The sequence below is a fragment of the Nitrogeniibacter mangrovi genome (assembly GCF_010983895.1).
Classification (GTDB): Bacteria; Pseudomonadota; Gammaproteobacteria; order Burkholderiales; family Rhodocyclaceae; genus Nitrogeniibacter; species Nitrogeniibacter mangrovi.
This window is the reverse complement of the sequence record NZ_CP048836.1, coordinates 1,313,053-1,330,496: the sequence shown is the minus strand read 5'-3', so window position 1 is coordinate 1,330,496 and position 17,444 is coordinate 1,313,053. Positions and strand designations below refer to the sequence as shown.

Sequence of the window (17,444 nt, the reverse complement as noted above, 5' to 3'; positions counted from 1 at the left end):
GCGGGGGCCGGCCGTGAGCTTTCATCGCAACCAGGCCGCCGGCGCCTATCGCCGCTGGGACCCGCCCAGCTTCGACGCCCCGCCCGAACCCGAGCCGGCACCGGTCGAGCTCGACTCCCCCGAACCGCCGCCGGAACCCGAGACCTTCGAACCCGAGGCGGACGCCGAACCGCCGTTCAAGCTGCCCACGGCCGAGGACATCGAACGCATCCACGACGAAGCGCGCAAGGAAGGCTACGCCGCCGGCTACGAGGAGGCGACCGCGCGCGGTCGCATGGAAGCCCTGCAACTGCACACCCTGGTCGAAAACCTCGACGCCGCCATGACCCAGCTCGACCAGGACGTGGCCGAGGAAGTGCTCGCTCTGTCCCTCGAAGTGGCCCGCCAGATGGTCCAGCACAGCATGCACGAGCATCCGGCCATGGTGGTGGACGTGGTGCGCGAGGCCCTGCATCACCTGCCCCAGGGGCGCGCCCTCATCCACCTGAACCCCGAGGACGCCTCCCTGGTGCGCGAGTACCTGGGCGAACAGCTCAAGCACAACGAACACCGCCTGGTCGAGGACGACACCGTGGCACGCGGCGGCTGCCGCGTCGAAGCCGCCGGCTCCATGGTCGACGCCACCGTGCAGACCCGCTGGCGCCGCATCATGGAAAACCTCGGCCGCGACGACACCGAGTGGGAGGCGCAGGACTGACATGGAGCGTCACACGGACACCTGGCGCCGATTCCTGTCCGACGCACAGCGCCTGGCCGGCGCGACCAGTCCGTTCCAGATGTCCGGCCGTCTCACCCGCATCAACGGCCTGGTGATGGAAGCGGCCGGCCTCAAGCTGCCGCTCGGCTCCGGCTGCCGCATCGTGGTGCCCGGCGGCGGCTCGGTGGAAGCCGAGGTGGTCGGCTTCAACGGCGAGCGCATCTACATGATGCCCACCGACGATGTGTTCGGCCTCGCCCCCGGCGCCCAGGTGCTGCCCATCGAACCCGTGCAGCCCAAGCTCATCGCCGGCCAGCGCACGGTGCCGCGCCGGCGCGCCTCCGACCGCGCCAAGCACCTGCCGCTCGACGACGCCCTGCTCGGCCGCGTGGTCGACGGTGCCGGTCGTCCGCTGGACGGCCTCGGGCCGCTGGAAGCCGAACACAGCCGCTCGCTCCAGAGCCGCCCCTTCAACCCGCTGCAGCGCGCCCCCATCAGCCAGTCGCTGGATGTGGGCATCCGCGCCATCAACGCCCTGCTCACCATCGGCCGCGGCCAGCGCATGGGCCTGTTCGCCGGCTCCGGCGTGGGCAAGTCGGTGCTCATCGGCATGATGGCCCGCTACACCAAGGCCGACGTGATCGTGGTCGGGCTGATCGGCGAACGGGGCCGCGAGGTCAAGGAATTCATCGAGCAGAACCTGGGCGAGGAAGGCCGCGCCCGCTCGGTGGTGGTCGCCGCCCCCGCCGACACCAGCCCGCTGATGCGCCTGCAGGGCGCCGCCTACGCCACCACCATCGCCGAATACTTCCGCGACCAGGGCAAGCAGGTGCTGCTGATCATGGACTCGCTCACCCGCTACGCCATGGCCCAGCGCGAGATCGCCCTGGCCATCGGCGAACCGCCGGTCACCCGCGGCTATCCGCCCTCGGTGTTCGCCCGCCTGCCGGCCCTGGTCGAGCGTGCCGGCAACGGCCCCGACGGCGGCGGCTCCATCACCGCCTTCTACACCGTGCTCGCCGAGGGCGACGATCAGCAGGACCCGATCGCCGACTCGGCGCGCGCCATCCTCGACGGCCACATCGTGCTCTCGCGCGCGCTGGCCGATCAGGGGCACTACCCGGCCATCGACATCGAACAGTCCATCAGCCGGGCCATGCACAACCTGGTCAAGCCGGCCCACTTCGAGCATGTGCGCAAGTTCAAGCAACTGTTCTCGCGCTACCAGCGCTCGCGCGATCTCATCGCCGTGGGCGCCTACCAGCCCGGCTCCGACCCGGTGCTCGACCAGGCGGTCGAGGCCTACCCGGCCCTCGAGGCCTACCTGCAGCAGGCCATCGACGAGCGCGAAGGCTACGAGGATGCGGTCGCCAAGCTGCACCGGCTGTTCGGCGACGAGATCTGAACCATGCCGGCCTGCCCCGCCCCTAAAGAATTCGCCCCCCTGGCCGTTGAACGGCTTGCATGGCGGCCTCGTGCCGCCATCGGCAACGGAGCAGACGGATGACCAAACCGTTTCCGTTGCAGACCCTGCTCGACATGGCCAACAGCCGCATGGACGACGCCGCGCGCCGTCTGGGCGAACTGATCGCCAACGAGACGGAAGATTGTCGCAAGCTGGAACTGCTCGAGAACTACCGGGCCGAATATCAGGCGAAGTTCGCCGAGGCGCTGCGCAACGGCATCGATCCGCAGGCCATGCGCAACTACAGCCTGTTCATCGGCAAGCTGGACGAGGCCATCGCGGCGCAGCGGGACACGGTCACGCAGTCCAAGCAGCGCACGGTCAAGGGGCAGCAGGCGTGGATGGACCAGCGCACCCGGGCCAAGGCCTTCGACGCCCTGTCGAAGCGTCATCAGGCCAAGGAGGCGCGGGACGAGCTCAAGCGCGAACAGCGCATGACCGACGAGCACGCCAGCAAGCAGTTCCGCGACCGGCAATCGGACGACGAGTAAGCAACTGGCACGGGGTTTGCAGCATACGGTCTGACTCATCCACTCAAGGACAACGGCCATGGCCGCAATGGTGAAACAGACCCTGACGCAGATGCTGCAAGCCACCCCGACCCCGAGCAAGGGTGCCGGCGCGCGTGGCAGCGAGGGCAATGGCGCCACGCAAGAGACCTTCTCCAACACCCTGGAACGCAAGATGGCGGCACCGGAGCGCCCGCCCGAAGCACGCGCCCAGGCGCGCCAGAACGCCGACAAACCCCAGGAAAATCAGCCGGTTCAGGACAAGGCGCCCGAATCCGCGCAGACCGCCGACGCGCCCGGGCGCGACGAGGCCCCGGCAGCCGACGGCAAGCAGGCCCAGGCCGACGGCGACACCAAGGCGGCCACCAAGGACACCCAGGCCAGCGACGACAGCAAGACCGCAGCGGCGGCCGACGCGGCGACCAGCACCACCCCGGCAGCCGATCCGGCCGTCGATCCGGCGACCGTGATTGCCGCACCGGCAGCCGTTGCCGCCACGCCGGCAAAGGACGCCGCCCTGCCCGCCGCCGACGCCAACTCTGGCGCGGCCGTCGCCGCGACCGCATCGGGCAACCGCAAAGCCACCACGGTGGTCGATCTGACGGCGCGGGTGAGCGACGACGCCGCCAAAACCGCCACCGACCCCAGTGGCGATCGTCCAGGCAAGGACGCTGGGCTGACCGGCGCACAAGCTCGTGCCGCCGACGCCGACACCAACACCGACCTGCGCACCAAGCCCGCCCCCATCCGCGACGGCATCGCCAACTTCGCCGCGCAACTGGACAAGCAGCTCGGTACCGCCAAGCCCGGCGACGCGATCCAGATGAACACCCCCGGCGCCGCCTCGCCCGGCGTCAATGCCCATGCGGCCCTGGCCGCCGCCGCGCCGAGTCAGACGGCCCAGGCGGCCCGGCTGTCGCAACCCGTGCTGCCCACCCACCTGGGCACGCCCGTCGACAGCGCCGACTGGCCGGACGCGGTGGGCAACCGGGTGATGTGGATGGCCGGCAAGGACGAATCGCGCGCCGAGCTGATCCTGACCCCGCCGAGCCTGGGCAAGCTGGAAATCTCGCTGCACATGTCGGGCGACACCACCACGGCCCACTTCACCGCGGCCACGCCGGCCGCGCGCGAGGCCCTGGAACAGGCCATGCCGCGGCTGCGCGAGATGCTCGAACAGGCCGGCGTGATGCTGGCCGACAGTAACGTGAACACCGCGCCCCAGGACCAGCCCGGCGAACGCGGCCAGGGCGGACAGTTCCACGGGGGCCGTCATGGCGCCGGTGGCGAACTGGCCGTCGGCGCGGTCGGCACCCCGGCGGGCCATTGGATCTCGCGCGGAGAAGGCATGATCGACACCTTCGCCTGAGCGCGGGAAAAGCGGGTCTTGAGCCCCGCTTTTCGCGGCATTCGACTGGCACGGTGTCCGGGACAATTCGATTGTAGTAACTGGAGACGATAGGCATGTCGAAAGCAGCCGCCAAACCGGAGGCCGAAGGAGAAGCACCGCCCAAGAAGGGTGGCAAGAAACTGTTGATCATCATCCTTGTGGTGGTGCTGCTGCTGGTGGTGGCCGGCGGCGCGGTGGTGGTGCTGCTGCTCAAGAAGAATCAGGGCGAGGATGGCGCCACCGACGCGCACGCGAAGGAAGAAACGCATCTGAAGGTGGACCTGTCGCATCCGCCCACCTTCGTGACCCTGGAGCCGTTCACGGTCAACCTGGCACCGGCCGAAGGGGATCACTTCCTGCAGGTGGTGATGGTGCTCAAGGTGGTCGATCCGGAAGTGGCCGAACAGATGAAGGGCTACATGCCGGAGATTCGCCACGAGGTGAACCTGGTGCTCTCGAGCAAGCTGCCCTCGGAGATTTCCACCGTGGATGGCCGCGAGGAACTGGCCAAGGAGGCCATGGAACGCATCAACTACGTGCTCGGCTTCGAGAAGCCGAGCGCCGAACAGATGAAGCGCAATCCGGGCCCATGGGGACCGGTGATTTCGGTGTTGTTCAATTCGTTCATCGTGCAATGAACCAGACGGGGTAACGGGCGACCATGTCAGCCGATTTTCTCTCCCAGGACGAAGTCGACGCGCTGCTGCGCGGCGTGACCGGGGAAACCGAGGAAAGCGACGCCGATGACGGCGACGAAGGCGGCGTTCGCCCATACAACCTCGGCACGCAGGAACGCATCGTCCGTGGGCGCATGCCCACGATGGAGCTCATCAACGAGCGCTTCGCCCGTTACCTGCGCATCGGCCTGTTCAACTTCATGCACCGCAACGCCGAGATCTCGGTCGGTTCGATCAAGGTGCAGAAGTACAGCGAATTCGTGCGCAACCTGGTGGTGCCCACCAACCTCAACCTGGTCAACGCCAGGCCGCTGCGCGGCACCGGGCTGGTGGTCTTCGATCCCAACCTCGTGTTCCTGGTGGTGGACAACATGTTCGGCGGCGACGGCCGCTTCCACACCCGGGTCGAGGGGCGCGACTTCACCGCCACCGAACAGCGCATCATCATGGGCATGCTCGAGACGGTGTTCGCCGAATACGAGCGTGCCTGGGCGCCGGTGTACAAGCTCAAGCTCGAGTACCTGCGCTCGGAGATGAACTCCCAGTTCGCCAACATCGCGACCCCTTCGGAGATCGTGGTCTCCACCGCGTTCTCCCTCGAACTGGGCGGGGCCCAGGCAGACATGCACATCTGCTTCCCCTACTCCATGCTCGAACCGATCCGCGAGACGCTCTACTCCACCATGCAGAGCGACCACATCACCCAGGACAAGCGCTGGATCGGCACCATGACCAAGCAGATCAAGTCGGCCCCCGTGGAGCTGACGGTCAACCTGGGTCAAGCCACCGTCACCCTGCGCGACATCGTCAACATGCGCGTGGGCGACGTCATTCCGATCGAGGTCCCCGAAGCCATCCGGGCCGAGGTCGACGGCGTGGCCGTCCTCGAGGGGCGGTACGGCGTGCAAAACGGGCAGTACGCCATCCGCGTCGAGCGCATGATTCCGCCCGAAGACACCAACGAGCCCCCGCCACCGGGAGAAAACCATGGCTGATACCGACACCGACGAAAACCAGGTCTCCGACGACGACTGGGCTGCCGCCATGCAGGAACAGGCCGACACCGAGGGTGGCGGCGACGCCGCGGCCGAGGACGACTGGGCCGCCGCCATGCAGGAGCAGGCCGACGCCGAACAGGTGGCCTCCGACCTGCAGGCCGCCGCCGATTCGGCCGACTCGCCCTACCAGGCCAAGCCCGCCAGCCAGCTGTTTCCGGACTTCGGCGCCGAAGGCGGCAGCGCCGGCGGCAACGCCGAGCTGGACATGATCCTCGACATCCCGGTGCAGATCACCGTGGAGCTGGGCCGCACCAAGCTGTCGATCCGCAACCTGCTGCAGCTGGCGCACGGCTCGGTGGTGGAACTGGACGGGCTCGCCGGCGAGCCCATGGACGTCCTCGTCAACGGCACCCTCATCGCCCAGGGCGAAGTGGTGGTGGTGAACGAGAAGTTCGGCATCCGCCTGACCGACATCATCACGCCCGCCGAACGCATGCGCAAACTGCGCCACTGACGCGCGAGCACCGATCCATCGGGGCCGCGGCAGCCATGCCGCGGCCCTTCGCTTTTGCGGCGCGCATCATACCAACGGACTACACCCCGGTTCATCGCCCAGTTACATCCGCAGGCTAGCTTTGGCGGCGGTCGGAACACGCCTCGTTCCGATCGACCGTTCCACAACCCCACCTAGCCAAACATAGGATTGTAGCCATGGTCAAACCGCTCGCCCTCGCCGTGTTCGGCGTGTTCGCCTCCGCCCAGGCGTTCGCTGCCGGCAACACCCTCTTCGACGAACTCGATCCGCTCACCGCGCCCTCGTCGGCCGTGTCGGTCGCCGACGAAGCCACCCAGGCCCTGCTGCTGTCGACCGCCCCGGGCATCACCGTCACCCAGAGCACGCTGGCGTCGCGCAGCACCGTGGGCAGCCTGTCCGACATCAACGTCGGCCGTTATTGGGACATGATCGACACCAACCGCACCGGTGCCGATCAGGGCCGCTACCTGTTCATGCCCTTCGAGCCCAGCAACCAGTCGGGCGCCAACACCGGCTCCGGCGCGCTGCGCTACGACAAACTCACCGGCGCCACCACCACGATCGTCGCGGTCGGCACCCAGAACTGGCAGCGTGGCGACGCCTCGCGCTGGGCCCCCTGGGGTGGCTGGATGACCGGCGAAGAGAACTTCAACGGGGTCGCCGGTTCGGCCACCGGCCGCCTGTTCGAAGTCACCAACCCGGTGACCGCCACCGCCACCACCCTGACCAACGGCAACGGCAATCTGGTCCAGCGCAACACCATGCTGCCGCTGGTGTCGCACGAAGGCCTGGCCTTCGACAGCGCCAACAACTTCTACTTCATCGACGAGAACAGCGGCGGCTCCTTCTACAAGTTCGTCTCCGCCAACCCCAACGCCGCCAACGGTGACGACTTCTTCGCCAACGGCACCACCTACGCCCTGCAGGTCGGCACCGGCAGCAACGCCGATGTCGGCGGCAGCTTCAACTGGGTCGACATCGGCGTGAGCGGCGCCGGCCAGGACGGCCGCACGCTGGCCGACGCCGCCGGCGCGACCGCCTTCAACCGTCCGGAGGACATGGAGGTGTTCACCCTGGGCAACGGTCACGAGGCCATCGCCTTCAACGCCACCGGCACCCACACCACCTGGACGGTGGACCTGTCCGACATGTCGATCACCGAACTGGTGACCCGCAACACCATCGACGTGGCCACCGGCCTGGCGGTCGGCTCCGACTTCACCAGCCCGGACAACATCGCCATCGACGCCGACGGCAACCTCTACATCGTCGAGGACCAGGGCGTGCCCAACGCCGACATCTGGCAGGTCATCGACAGCGACGGCGACGGCGTGGCCGAAGGCGTCAAGCGCTGGGCCGCCCTTCAGGTGGCCGGCGCCGAGCCCACCGGCCTGTTCTTCGATCCCTACGATCCGAACACCGCCTACCTCAACATCCAGCATCCGGGCAGCGACAACGACCGTCTGATGAAGATCAGCGTCTCCGCCGTGCCGGAACCCGAGTCCTACGCCATGCTGCTGGCCGGTCTCGGCCTGGTGGGTGCCATCGCCCGCCGCCGTCGCGCCGCCTGATCGGCGTCGCCGGCCGCCCGCGCGCGGGCACGTGAAACACGCCGCCTTCGGGCGGCGTTTTTTTTTGAACCTGGGTCAAGTCACACGGGCGAGCCGGTTTGCTATGGTGGAAACTCACGCACCTCGGTCGGCACCCGTCATGAAGGCCATCGTCAATTTCTATCGCTCCCCGGCGCGCACCGGCATCAAGATCCTGGTCACCAGCCTGGTGCTGGGAACCCTCAGCGCCCTGCCCCTGTGGCTGACCCTGCAGTTCGGCGATGCCGACGGCGGTGCCACCCGGGTCGCCCTGCTGGCCATGTTCGGGACCCTGGCCGGCGGCCTCGGCGCGATCGTGGGCGTGCTCTGGTTCGGACTGGAGCTGGTGTTCCGGCGGCGCTGATCAGTCGAGCAGGAACGCCGAGCGGAACGCGGCCTCCCCCGCGGCGCTGAAGCGCAGCGCCCGCGAATCGGGATCGCGCACCGCCCACCCGGCCTCGAGCACATGATCGAGCACACGCGCCCCCAGGGCGCCGGCCAGATGCTGGCGCCCCTCGCCCCAGTCCGCGCACATGCGGCAGGTCACGCGCCGCCCGGCCTCGAGCCCCGCGGCATCGACACCCAGCGCCACCAGCGCCGTCCGGCCGAATCCCGACAGCGCCAGTTCGCCCGGACGGGCACAGAACCAGCCGCGCATGAGCATCGCCTCGAAGGCGGCCACGGCCAGATCGCCGGCCATGTGGTCGTAGCACAGCCGCGCCTTGCGCAGGGCCGGCGCGCGCACCGGGGCACGCGGCCTCACCGCGCCGGTGCGAAAGGCCACCCCCATCAAGGCCTCGATGAGCACCGCCACATCGTGCCCCGAGAGGCGGAAATAGCGATGCCGCCCCTGGCGTTGCATGATCACCAGCCCCGCCTCGCACAGCTTGGCCAGATGCGCGCTCGCGGTCTGCCGGGTCACGCCCGCCACCATGGCCAGCTCGGTGGCGGTGAGGGCGCGATCGGCCATGAGCGCGGTGAGCATGTCGGCGCGGGCGGCATCGCCGATCAAGGCCGCCACCGGCGCGATGTGAGGCATATCTCTCATGCTTCGATAGTAGACGAATCGTGCATGAACGGCTCGCCACGGGCGTTTGCGACACCGTATCATCGGACCATGACGGCATCCCATCCCGACCTGCCCACCGACACCGAAGCGGCCTTGCGCGTGGTCCAGGTCGCGGTCGGCCCCTTGCAGCCCACCGACTTCAGCATCGCCCCCGGCCGCGTCACCGCCCTGTCCGGCCCGTCCGGCTCGGGCAAGAGCCGCCTGCTGCGGGCCCTGGCCGATCTGGACGCGCACGATGGCGAGGTGTGGCTGGGGCCGACCTGCCAGTCCCGCACCCCGGCGCACCAGTGGCGCCGGCGCGTCATGCTGGTGCCCGCTGACAGTCAGTGGTGGGCCGACACGGTGGGCGAGCACCTGCCCGATCCGGCCCGGGTGGACTGGGCGCCGCTGGGCTTCGAGCCGGCGGTGGCCGACTGGCAGATCAGCCGCCTGTCCTCCGGCGAACGCCAGCGCCTGGCGCTGCTGCGCGCCGTCGCCCATGGCCCGCAGGCGCTGTTGCTGGATGAGCCGACCGCCAATCTCGACGCCGAGACGACCCGACAGGTCGAGCAGTGGCTGCTCGAGTTGATCCGCACACACGGCTGGCCGACGCTGTGGGTGAGCCACGACCGCGCCCAGGTCGAGCGCGTTGCCGACCACCACCTGCGCATCGACGGTCACACGCTCGCGGAGGTGGCATGAACGTCATCGACCTGTCCGTCGGCCAGCTCGGCCTCGCCGCCACCCTGGTGATCGCGCTGGCCGCCAGCACCTGGGCGCTGCGCCTGGAGATGGGGCGGACCGTGCTGGTCGGGGCGCTGCGCACGGTGGTGCAGCTGAGCCTGATCGGGGTGGTGCTCGAGGCCCTGTTCGCGGTCGCCGCCCTGCCGTGGATCGCCCTGATGGCGCTGGTGATGCTGCTCATGGCCGGGCGCGAGGTCAATGCCCGGCAGAAGTACCGGCTCGCCGGCGGCTGGGGTTTCGGCATCGGCACCCTGTCGATGTTCATCTCGGCCTTCAGCGTCACCGTGCTCACCCTGGTGGCGGTGGTGCAACCCGCGCCCTGGTACGAGCCGCAATACGCCATTCCGCTGCTGGGCATGATGCTGGGCAACACCATGACCGGCGTCGCCCTCGGCCTGGACCGGCTCACCGACGCGGTGTGGCGCCAGCGCGCGCTCATCGAGAACCGGCTCATGCTCGGCGCACGCTGGCAGGAGGCCGTCGGCGACGCCCGCCGCGACGCCATGCGCAGTGGCCTGATCCCGATCGTCAACTCCATGGCCGCCGCCGGCATCGTCAGCCTGCCGGGCATGATGACCGGCCAGATCCTCGCCGGTGCGGCGCCGGCGGTGGCGGTCAAGTACCAGATCCTCATCATGTTCACCATCACCGTGGGCACCGGTTTCGGTACCATGGCCGCGGTCATGGCGGCGAGCCGGCGCCTGTTCGACGAGCGCGAGCGGCTGCGCCTCGACCGGCTCGCGACCCGCTCGCGCTGAGCCCGCTCGCAGTACACTCCTCCCATGCCCGACGCTTTCGAAACCCTGATCGCACAGCTCCCCCTCGTGGGTGAGCAGCTCGCCCGCGCCGAGGTGCAGCACGAACTGCTCGCCCTGGTGCTGGCCGGCGTGCTCGCGCTGGTCGCGCACCATCTGGCGCGCCGGGCATTGACCCGACGCGCCGAGGCGACCCGCCAGGGCAGCCTCCATCACCTCGCCATCCGCAGCCTGCAGCGCGTGCTGTGGCCGGTGTCGATGCTGGTGGTGGTGTTCGTCGCCCGCATCGCCCTGCAGGCCCGACCCCAGGCCACGCCGGTGCTCGACGTGGCGGTGCCGCTGCTCACCTCGCTGGCGACCATCCGCATCGGCGTCTACCTGCTGCGCAAGGGCTTTCGCGTCACCCGCGCGCTCAAGGCCTGGGAGAACCTCTTCGTCATCGGCATCTGGTCGGCGGTGGCGCTGCACCTGCTCGGCTGGCTGCCGGCGGTGGCGGCGGCGCTCGACGCGGTGGCCTTCACCATGGGCGAGACCCGCATCTCGCTGCTGGCCACGATCAAGCTGTTCGGCCTCATCGCGCTGCTGCTGACCCTCGCCTTCTGGATCTCCGGCGTGATCGAGCGGCGCATGCGCGCCTCGCCCAACATGACGCCCTCGCTGCAGGTGGCCTTCGCCAAGTTCGCGCGGGTGTTCCTGATCGCGCTGGCGTTCCTGGTGGCCATCGACGCGGTCGGCATCGACCTGACCACCTTCGCGGTGTTCGGCGGCGCCCTCGGGGTGGGCATCGGCTTCGGCCTGCAACGCATCACCAGCAACTTCATCAGCGGCTTCATCCTGGTGCTGGACCGCTCCATCAAGCCCGGCGACGTGATCTCGGTCGGCACCGACGGCAGCAAGTACGGCTGGGTGCAGGAGTTGCGCGCCCGCTACGTGGTGGTGCGCGACCGCGACGGCGTCGAACGCCTGATCCCGAACGAGAACCTGATCACCTCGGAAGTGATCAACTGGAGCTACACCGACAAGAACACCCGCATCCGCCTGCCGGTGCAGATCAGCTACGATGACGATCCGGAGCAGGCCATCGCGCTGCTCGAGGCGGCCGCCCAGGCCTCGCCGCGGGTGCTCGGCGATCCGGTGCCGACCGCCCGTCTGCTCGCCTTCGGCGACAACGGCATCGAGCTGGAGCTGCGGGTGTGGATCGCCGATCCGGAAAACGGCATCGGCAACGTGCGCACCGACATCAACCTGGCGATCTGGCGCGCCTTCAAGGCCGCCGGCATCACCATCCCCTACCCGCAGCGCGACGTGCATCTCAAGCCCGCCCCGCCCGGCCGAGCGCTGCCCGACCTGGACCCGAATCCGTGACTCCCGAAGCCGTCATCGCCGCCACCCGCCACTGGGTCGAGACCGTGGTCGTCGACCTCAACCTGTGCCCCTTCGCCAAGCGCGAGCTGGTGCGCGATCGCATCCGTTTCGTGGTCTCCGAGGCCGACGACGCGGACACCCTCGTCGACGATCTGGAGCGCGAGCTGCAGTGGCTGCAGGACAACGACGCGGTCGAGACCACGCTGCTGATCCACCCGCAGGCGCTGACCGATTTCGACGACTACAACCAGTTCCTCGACGTGGCCGACGTGCTTCTGTCGCAGATGCGCCTGAGCGGCGAACTGCAGGTGGCCAGCTTTCATCCGGACTACCAGTTCGCCGGCACCGAAGCCGACGACGTGGAGAACACCACCAACCGCTCGCCCTACCCCATGCTGCACCTGATCCGCGAGGCCAGCCTCGAGGCGGCGGTCATGAACTATCCCGATCCGGAGAACATCCCGGCACGCAACATCGAGACCGTCGAAGCCCTCGGTGCCGAGCACATGCGTGCCTTGCTGCAGGCCTGTTTCGCGCGCGGCAAGGCCATCTGAACCCGCCTCATCACCCCACCCCGATCGCATTTTTTCCGATGACGCTGTAAGACCTGACACCCCTCCTGGGTCTCATCTGGCAAGCGAACGACGCACCGTTCGCCGCCCAACCGCACTCTGCGTTTGCCCCCCGAGACCCACAGGAGAACCCTCATGAACACGCGTCAAATCCTCATCACCGCCGCCCTGGCCGGCGTCGCCGCCGCCAGTGCCCTGCCCGCCCATGCGGCGGACGCCGGCAAGGAAAAATGCTTCGGCATCGCCAAGGCCGGCGCCAACGACTGCGCCAGCGTCACCGGCACCCATTCCTGCGCTGGCCAGGCCAGCCGGGACAACGACCCGAAAGAGTGGAAGTACGTGGCCAAGGGCACCTGCGCCGACATGGGCGGCAGCCTCAAGCCGGGCGGCAAGCAGTAAGCGAGCGGACGGGGCGCCCCCTCCGGCGGCGCCCCGGCACATCATGGCATTCACCGCTCATCCGCTTCGCGGCGTCGGCGTCGGTCTGCGCGCGGCGCACTATCGCGACTTCCTCGCACAGCGCCCCGTCGTCGACTGGCTCGAGGTCCATAGCGAGAACTACTTCGCCGCCGGCGGCTGGGACCTGCACGTGCTCGAACGCCTGCGGCCCGACTACCCGCTCAGCCTGCATGGCGTGGGCCTGGGCATCGGCTCGGCCAGCGCGGCCCACTTCGCTGCCCACCTGGCCCGGATCCGTACCCTCGCGCGCCGCGTCGAACCGGCGCTGATCTCCGAACACCTGTGCTGGGCCGCCGTGCCCGGCCGGCACCTGAACGACCTGCTGCCCCTGCCGCTGACCACCGAGGCCCTGCACCTGGTGTGCGCCCGCGTGGATCAGGCCCAGGCGGTGCTCGGCCACCTCCTGCTGGAGAACGTGTCCACCGGCCTGCGCTTTGCCGCCGACACCCTCGCAGAAACCGAATTCCTCGCCGAAGTGGCGCGCCGCACCGGCTGCGGCGTGCTGCTCGACGTGAACAACCTGTACGTGAACGAATGCAACCATGGCGAGGCGGCCCGCGCGGCCATGGAGGCGATCCGGCCCGGCACCGTGGGCGAGATCCATCTGGCGGGCCATCGGGTCACCGAGGATGCGGTGATCGACCACCATGGCGCGCCGGTGGCCGAGGTGGTGTGGGCGCTGTATCGCGCCAGCCTCGAGCGCTTCGGCGACGTGCCGACGCTGATCGAGTGGGACACCGAGCTGCCTGCGCTGCCGGTGCTGCTCGCCGAGGCGGCACGCGCCCGCGAGGTGCGTACCGTGGTGCTCGCGACGGAGGCCACCCATGTCTGAGCTGGCCGAGCTGCAGACCCGCTTTGCCGCCGGCCTGCTGGACGCCGACGAGACACCGGCGGCACTGTTCCGGGGCGACGCCGGGCTCGCTGCGCGGCGCTTCGCGCTCTACCGCGGCAACCTCACCGCCCACTGGGATCGCGCCCTGGGCAACGCCTGCCCGGTGATCCGGCAGATGCTGGGCGATGACTTCTTCCGCGCCATGGCGCGCGCATTCGGCCGTGCCCACCCCCACGCGGAAGGCGACCTGAACCGCTTCGGCGCGGCACTGCCCGACTTCCTGGCCGGGTTCGCCCCGGTGGCCGACTACCCCTATCTGCCCGACATGGCGCGCCTGGAATGGGCGCTGCATGTCGCTCACGGCGCCGCCGACGCCCCGGCCATCGACGCGCCGTGGCTCGCGGCGCTCGACGTCGCCGGCCTCGACGGCATCCGCCTCGACCTGCACCCCGCCGTCGCCCTGATGCGCTCCGAGTGGGCCATCGACGCCCTGTGGCTGGCCCATCAACCCGACGGCCCGCCCTGGCCCGACCCGCTCGCGCGGGCCTGCCATGTGGCCGTGTGCCGGCCGCGCTGGCGCGCGCAGGTCCAGCCGCTGAGCGCCGGCGAACATGCCGCGCTCTCGGCGATCGCCCGGGGCTTGCCGCTCGGCGCGGCCCTCGAAACGGGGCTCACCGCCGAACCCGGCTTCGATCCCGGACAGGCCCTGCCCCGCTGGTTGCTCGCCGGCCTGCTCATCGCGCACCCGGACCATTCCCACGACAAGGACATCACCCCATGAACGCACTGATCCGCCTCCACCGCCTGAGCACCTGCTGCGACGAGCGCCTGACCCGCTGGGGCGGCAGCCTGCTCGCCCTCGCCATCCGGCTCTACGTGGGCTGGCAGTTCTTCAAGGCTGGCCTGACCAAACTGAACGACTGGGACAGCACCCTGTTCCTGTTCCGCGACGAATATTCCGTCCCGGTGCTGCCGCCCGAGGTGGCGGCGGTGGCGGGTACCTTCGGCGAGCTGGTGTTCCCGGCGCTGCTGTTCGTGGGGCTGTTCTCCCGCCCCGCGGCGCTGGGCTTGTTCGCGGTCAATGCCATGGCGGTGATCAGCTATCCGGCCCTGTTCCAGTTCGAGTGCCCCGCCGCCATCAACGACCACCTTTATTGGGGTGCCCTGCTGCTGGTGCTGGTCGCCTTCGGCCCGGGCCGACTGTCGCTCGACACGCTGTTGGGGCGCCAGACCGATCGGGATGCCGCCACGCGGTCGTGACGCGCACACCACCAGTCGCCGTAGGTCGGACTGAAGTCCAACCGACGCCGTGGAACGGGGCGCACGGCCACGCCAGCTTGGGCCAGCGTCCGAATAACGGCAATTTTTGCCGCCTGTTCCCGCCCTCGACTTGACCGCCGCCGGGCTACGCTGCGAGCACGTACCAAACGGTCTCGAGGCCCCCGATGCTGTATCGCTCCCTGATCCTGCTGTCGTTCGCCCCTGCCCTCGCGCAGGCGGCCGACGATGTCGCCAAGCGCACGCTGCCGCCCTCGAGCGTCGGCGGCGGCGATCTGCTCGGCTCGCTGGGGCAGATGCTGCTCGGGCTGCTCGTGGTGGTGGCGGTGCTGGTGGCCTGCCTGTGGCTGCTCAAGCGCATCAGCGCCCCGCGCGGCGGCGCCCGCGGGCTGCGGGTGCTCGGTGCCACGCCGGTGGGCCAGCGCGAGCGCGTGGTGCTGGTGGAGGTGGCCGACAAGGTGCTGGTGCTCGGCGTCGCACCGGGCCGGGTCAATACCCTGCACACCCTCGATCCGTCCCAGTTGCCGGGCCTGCAGGCGCCGGCCGGCCCGACCCCCGAGACCGGCGGTTTCGCCGGCCGCCTCAAGCAGATGATGGAGGCGCGCAAGCATGGTTGATCGCGCCCTGATGCGCCGGCTTGCGCTGCCGCTGCTGTGGCTGCTGCCGCAGCTGGCCTTCGCCCAGGCAGTGCCGGCGATCACCGGCACGCCCTCGGGCGGCGGCGGCACCACCTACAGCCTCAGCGTGCAGACGCTGGTGCTGCTCACCTCGCTGACCTTCCTGCCGGCGGTGCTGCTGATGATGACCAGCTTCACCCGGCTGATCATCGTGTTCTCGCTGCTGCGCCACGCCCTGGGCACGCAGACCTCGCCGCCCAACCAGATCATCATCGGCATGGCCCTGTTCCTGAGCTTCTTCATCATGGGGCCGACGCTGGAGCAGGTGTACGACAACGCCTACCTGCCGCTGACCCAGGACACCATCACCTTCCAGGAGGCGACGACGCGCGCCGCGGTGCCCATGAAGGCCTTCATGCTCAAGCAGGTGCGCGAGCCGGACCTGAACCTGTTCGCCGGCATGGCCAAGGTGCCGCCGGTGGACAAGGCCGAGGATCTGCCCATGAAGGTGATCGTGCCGGCCTTCGTCACCTCGGAACTGAAGACCGCGTTCCAGATCGGCTTCATCGTCTTCATCCCCTTCCTGATCATCGACATGGTGGTCGCCTCGGTGCTCATGTCCATGGGGATGATGATGATGTCGCCGGTGATCGTGTCGCTGCCCTTCAAGATCATGCTCTTCGTGCTGGTGGACGGCTGGACGCTGCTCATCGGCTCGCTGGTGCAGAGTTTCGCCGCGTGAGGACCTGACCCATGACCCCCACCACCGTCATCGACATCGGCCGCCAGGCCATCGAGGTCACCCTGCTGGTGGCCGCGCCGCTGTTCGGCGCCGCCCTGGTCACCGGTTTGCTGGTGAGCATCTTCCAGGCCGCCACCCAGATCAACGAGATGACCCTGTCTTTCGTGCCCAAGGTGGTCGCCATCTTCGTGACCCTGATCGTCGCCGGCCCGTGGATGATCACCATGCTCACCGACTTCATCCAGCGCATGTTCTCGTCGATCCCGACCCTGATCGGCTGATGTTCGAGGTCACCAGCGCCCAGCTCGATGCCTGGATCGCGGCGCTCATGCTGCCGCTGGGGCGCGTGCTCGGCATGGTGTCCTCGGCGCCGCTGTTCTCCAACAGCGCGGTGCCCATCCGGGTCCGCGTGGCCTTCGGCATCGCCGCCGGCGTGGCAATCGTCCCCGCCATCCCGCCGCTGCCGCCCATCGACCCGGGCTCGGGGCTCGGCATCGCCATCTTCGTGCAGCAGATCGTCATCGGCGTGGCGATCGGCTTCGTGATGCGCCTGGTGTTCTCCGCCGTCGACCTGGCCGGTGAGCTGATCGGGCTGCAGATGGGCCTGTCCTTCGCCACCTTCTTCGACCCCGACTCCAACGCCCAGACCGCCGTGCTCGCCGAGTTCATGAGCCTGCTCGCCTCGCTGATCTTCCTCGCCCTGGGCGGGCACCTGATGATGATCGAGACCATGGTGCATAGCTTCGAGTGGATGCCGATCCGCGCGGAGCCGATCAAGGCCCTGGGCCTGGCCCATGTCGCCGGCACCGGCGCCCTGCTGTTCGCCGCCGGCCTGCTGCTGGCGCTGCCGCTCATCACCGCGCTGCTCATCACCAACATCGCCATGGGCGTGCTCACTCGCGCAGCACCGCAGATCAACCTGTTCGCGGTGGGCTTCCCGATCACCCTGACGGCCGGTTTCGTGGTCCTCATGCTCTCGCTCGAGGCCTTCGGGCCGGTGATGCAGATGTTCTACGATCGCGGCTTCGAGACCATCGCCACCATGCTCCAGGCGCTGAACTGAACACCGCCGCGGGCCGATGGCCGACGCCCCGTGACACGGTCAAGAATGCGCCGGCGCTGCCGATAACCTCCCAATGGATGCCCGACCCGGTTCGAGCCCGCTCCCCGGA

At 69.1% G+C, this 17,444-nt stretch carries 22 protein-coding genes; 21 read left to right on the top strand and 1 reads right to left on the bottom strand.

The genetic code is table 11. The features are described 5' to 3' along the window. The first annotated feature begins 13 nt into the window (after positions 1-13). The 9 genes from G3580_RS06130 to G3580_RS06090 all read left to right on the top strand — a co-directional run bounded on the left by G3580_RS06130 (position 14) and on the right by G3580_RS06090 (position 8,224). Positions 14-697, top strand: coding sequence for a flagellar assembly protein FliH (locus G3580_RS06130; protein ID WP_173764424.1), 684 nt, complete (start codon positions 14-16; stop codon positions 695-697). 1 nt (position 698) lies between these two features. After that, entirely contained in the window at positions 699-2,102 is a 1,404-nt protein-coding gene (fliI, locus tag G3580_RS06125) for a flagellar protein export ATPase FliI (protein WP_173764423.1), read from the top strand. A 98-nt stretch (positions 2,103-2,200) separates the two neighbouring features. After that, the gene (fliJ, locus tag G3580_RS06120) at positions 2,201-2,653 is read left to right on the top strand and encodes a flagellar export protein FliJ (RefSeq protein WP_173764422.1); all 453 of its coding nucleotides are present in this window, start codon (positions 2,201-2,203) and stop codon (positions 2,651-2,653) included. Positions 2,654-2,711: 58 nt separating this feature from the next. Then, on the top strand, positions 2,712-4,040 hold the full coding sequence (locus tag G3580_RS06115; RefSeq protein WP_173764421.1) for a flagellar hook-length control protein FliK: 1,329 nt from the start codon (positions 2,712-2,714) through the stop codon (positions 4,038-4,040). 95 nt (positions 4,041-4,135) lie between these two features. Continuing rightward, a complete protein-coding gene (locus G3580_RS06110; protein WP_173764420.1) occupies positions 4,136-4,699 on the top strand; it encodes a flagellar basal body-associated FliL family protein in 564 nt (187 codons plus the stop codon). A 23-nt stretch (positions 4,700-4,722) separates the two neighbouring features. Beyond that, positions 4,723-5,733 (top strand): flagellar motor switch protein FliM, encoded by a 1,011-nt coding sequence (fliM, locus tag G3580_RS06105; RefSeq protein WP_173764419.1) that lies wholly within the window; start codon positions 4,723-4,725, stop codon positions 5,731-5,733. Next, positions 5,726-6,250: a flagellar motor switch protein FliN gene (gene fliN / locus G3580_RS06100; RefSeq protein WP_173764418.1), complete on the top strand. Its 525-nt coding sequence runs from the start codon at positions 5,726-5,728 to the stop codon at positions 6,248-6,250. Before fliM ends, fliN begins: the two co-directional genes overlap by 8 nt. 197 nt (positions 6,251-6,447) lie before the next feature. Beyond that, positions 6,448-7,842 (top strand): alkaline phosphatase PhoX, encoded by a 1,395-nt coding sequence (locus G3580_RS20015; RefSeq protein ID WP_173764417.1) that lies wholly within the window; start codon positions 6,448-6,450, stop codon positions 7,840-7,842. 139 nt (positions 7,843-7,981) lie between these two features. After that, entirely contained in the window at positions 7,982-8,224 is a 243-nt protein-coding gene (locus tag G3580_RS06090; RefSeq protein WP_173764416.1) for a hypothetical protein, read from the top strand. On the opposite strand, the gene G3580_RS06085 is transcribed toward G3580_RS06090, so the two are convergent. Continuing rightward, a complete protein-coding gene (locus G3580_RS06085; protein WP_173764415.1) occupies positions 8,225-8,908 on the bottom strand; it encodes an ArsR/SmtB family transcription factor in 684 nt (227 codons plus the stop codon). A gap of 69 nt (positions 8,909-8,977) precedes the next feature. On the opposite strand from G3580_RS06085, the gene G3580_RS06080 reads away from it, so the two are divergent. The 12 genes from G3580_RS06080 to fliR all read left to right on the top strand — a co-directional run bounded on the left by G3580_RS06080 (position 8,978) and on the right by fliR (position 17,335). Next, positions 8,978-9,610 carry an ABC transporter ATP-binding protein gene (locus G3580_RS06080; protein WP_173764414.1) on the top strand — a complete coding sequence of 211 codons (633 nt, stop codon included), beginning with the start codon at positions 8,978-8,980 and terminating at the stop codon, positions 9,608-9,610. Next, positions 9,607-10,410 (top strand): ABC transporter permease, encoded by an 804-nt coding sequence (locus tag G3580_RS06075; RefSeq protein ID WP_173764413.1) that lies wholly within the window; start codon positions 9,607-9,609, stop codon positions 10,408-10,410. Before G3580_RS06080 ends, G3580_RS06075 begins: the two co-directional genes overlap by 4 nt. Positions 10,411-10,434: 24 nt before the next feature. Beyond that, positions 10,435-11,772 (top strand): mechanosensitive ion channel family protein, encoded by a 1,338-nt coding sequence (locus G3580_RS06070; RefSeq protein ID WP_173764412.1) that lies wholly within the window; start codon positions 10,435-10,437, stop codon positions 11,770-11,772. Beyond that, positions 11,769-12,326, top strand: a complete 558-nt coding sequence (locus tag G3580_RS06065) for a DUF1415 domain-containing protein (protein WP_173764411.1) — start codon at positions 11,769-11,771, stop codon at positions 12,324-12,326. The genes G3580_RS06070 and G3580_RS06065 overlap by 4 nt, the downstream gene beginning before the upstream one ends. A gap of 153 nt (positions 12,327-12,479) precedes the next feature. Further along, positions 12,480-12,743 (top strand): BufA1 family periplasmic bufferin-type metallophore, encoded by a 264-nt coding sequence (locus G3580_RS06060; RefSeq protein WP_173764410.1) that lies wholly within the window; start codon positions 12,480-12,482, stop codon positions 12,741-12,743. A gap of 43 nt (positions 12,744-12,786) precedes the next feature. After that, positions 12,787-13,635, top strand: coding sequence for an MNIO family bufferin maturase (bufB, locus tag G3580_RS06055; protein ID WP_173764409.1), 849 nt, complete (start codon positions 12,787-12,789; stop codon positions 13,633-13,635). Beyond that, positions 13,628-14,416, top strand: coding sequence for an HvfC/BufC N-terminal domain-containing protein (locus tag G3580_RS06050; protein WP_173764408.1), 789 nt, complete (start codon positions 13,628-13,630; stop codon positions 14,414-14,416). The genes bufB and G3580_RS06050 overlap by 8 nt, the downstream gene beginning before the upstream one ends. Continuing rightward, positions 14,413-14,895 (top strand): DoxX family protein, encoded by a 483-nt coding sequence (locus tag G3580_RS06045; RefSeq protein ID WP_173764407.1) that lies wholly within the window; start codon positions 14,413-14,415, stop codon positions 14,893-14,895. Before G3580_RS06050 ends, G3580_RS06045 begins: the two co-directional genes overlap by 4 nt. A gap of 185 nt (positions 14,896-15,080) precedes the next feature. Continuing rightward, positions 15,081-15,530 (top strand): flagellar biosynthetic protein FliO, encoded by a 450-nt coding sequence (fliO, locus tag G3580_RS06040; protein WP_228720786.1) that lies wholly within the window; start codon positions 15,081-15,083, stop codon positions 15,528-15,530. Beyond that, positions 15,523-16,272 carry a flagellar type III secretion system pore protein FliP gene (fliP, locus tag G3580_RS06035; RefSeq protein WP_323848001.1) on the top strand — a complete coding sequence of 250 codons (750 nt, stop codon included), beginning with the start codon at positions 15,523-15,525 and terminating at the stop codon, positions 16,270-16,272. The genes fliO and fliP overlap by 8 nt, the downstream gene beginning before the upstream one ends. Before the next feature lie 11 nt (positions 16,273-16,283). Next, a complete protein-coding gene (fliQ, locus tag G3580_RS06030) occupies positions 16,284-16,553 on the top strand; it encodes a flagellar biosynthesis protein FliQ (RefSeq protein ID WP_173764406.1) in 270 nt (89 codons plus the stop codon). Beyond that, on the top strand, positions 16,553-17,335 hold the full coding sequence (fliR, locus tag G3580_RS06025; protein WP_173764405.1) for a flagellar biosynthetic protein FliR: 783 nt from the start codon (positions 16,553-16,555) through the stop codon (positions 17,333-17,335). Before fliQ ends, fliR begins: the two co-directional genes overlap by 1 nt. Positions 17,336-17,444 lie beyond the last annotated feature (109 nt).

Coding starts and splice junctions, on each gene's coding strand:
- fliR (WP_173764405.1), top strand. CDS start 16,553: ATGTTCGAGGTCACCAGCGCCCAGCTCGATGCCTGGATCGCGGCGCTC.
- fliI (WP_173764423.1), top strand. CDS start 699: ATGGAGCGTCACACGGACACCTGGCGCCGATTCCTGTCCGACGCACAG.
- G3580_RS20015 (WP_173764417.1), top strand. CDS start 6,448: ATGGTCAAACCGCTCGCCCTCGCCGTGTTCGGCGTGTTCGCCTCCGCC.
- fliJ (WP_173764422.1), top strand. CDS start 2,201: ATGACCAAACCGTTTCCGTTGCAGACCCTGCTCGACATGGCCAACAGC.
- fliO (WP_228720786.1), top strand. CDS start 15,081: ATGCTGTATCGCTCCCTGATCCTGCTGTCGTTCGCCCCTGCCCTCGCG.
- G3580_RS06075 (WP_173764413.1), top strand. CDS start 9,607: ATGAACGTCATCGACCTGTCCGTCGGCCAGCTCGGCCTCGCCGCCACC.
- G3580_RS06050 (WP_173764408.1), top strand. CDS start 13,628: ATGTCTGAGCTGGCCGAGCTGCAGACCCGCTTTGCCGCCGGCCTGCTG.
- fliM (WP_173764419.1), top strand. CDS start 4,723: ATGTCAGCCGATTTTCTCTCCCAGGACGAAGTCGACGCGCTGCTGCGC.
- fliN (WP_173764418.1), top strand. CDS start 5,726: ATGGCTGATACCGACACCGACGAAAACCAGGTCTCCGACGACGACTGG.
- fliQ (WP_173764406.1), top strand. CDS start 16,284: ATGACCCCCACCACCGTCATCGACATCGGCCGCCAGGCCATCGAGGTC.
- bufB (WP_173764409.1), top strand. CDS start 12,787: ATGGCATTCACCGCTCATCCGCTTCGCGGCGTCGGCGTCGGTCTGCGC.
- G3580_RS06110 (WP_173764420.1), top strand. CDS start 4,136: ATGTCGAAAGCAGCCGCCAAACCGGAGGCCGAAGGAGAAGCACCGCCC.
- G3580_RS06060 (WP_173764410.1), top strand. CDS start 12,480: ATGAACACGCGTCAAATCCTCATCACCGCCGCCCTGGCCGGCGTCGCC.
- G3580_RS06045 (WP_173764407.1), top strand. CDS start 14,413: ATGAACGCACTGATCCGCCTCCACCGCCTGAGCACCTGCTGCGACGAG.
- G3580_RS06115 (WP_173764421.1), top strand. CDS start 2,712: ATGGCCGCAATGGTGAAACAGACCCTGACGCAGATGCTGCAAGCCACC.
- fliP (WP_323848001.1), top strand. CDS start 15,523: ATGGTTGATCGCGCCCTGATGCGCCGGCTTGCGCTGCCGCTGCTGTGG.
- G3580_RS06070 (WP_173764412.1), top strand. CDS start 10,435: ATGCCCGACGCTTTCGAAACCCTGATCGCACAGCTCCCCCTCGTGGGT.
- G3580_RS06080 (WP_173764414.1), top strand. CDS start 8,978: ATGACGGCATCCCATCCCGACCTGCCCACCGACACCGAAGCGGCCTTG.
- G3580_RS06085 (WP_173764415.1), bottom strand. CDS start 8,908: ATGAGAGATATGCCTCACATCGCGCCGGTGGCGGCCTTGATCGGCGAT.
- G3580_RS06090 (WP_173764416.1), top strand. CDS start 7,982: ATGAAGGCCATCGTCAATTTCTATCGCTCCCCGGCGCGCACCGGCATC.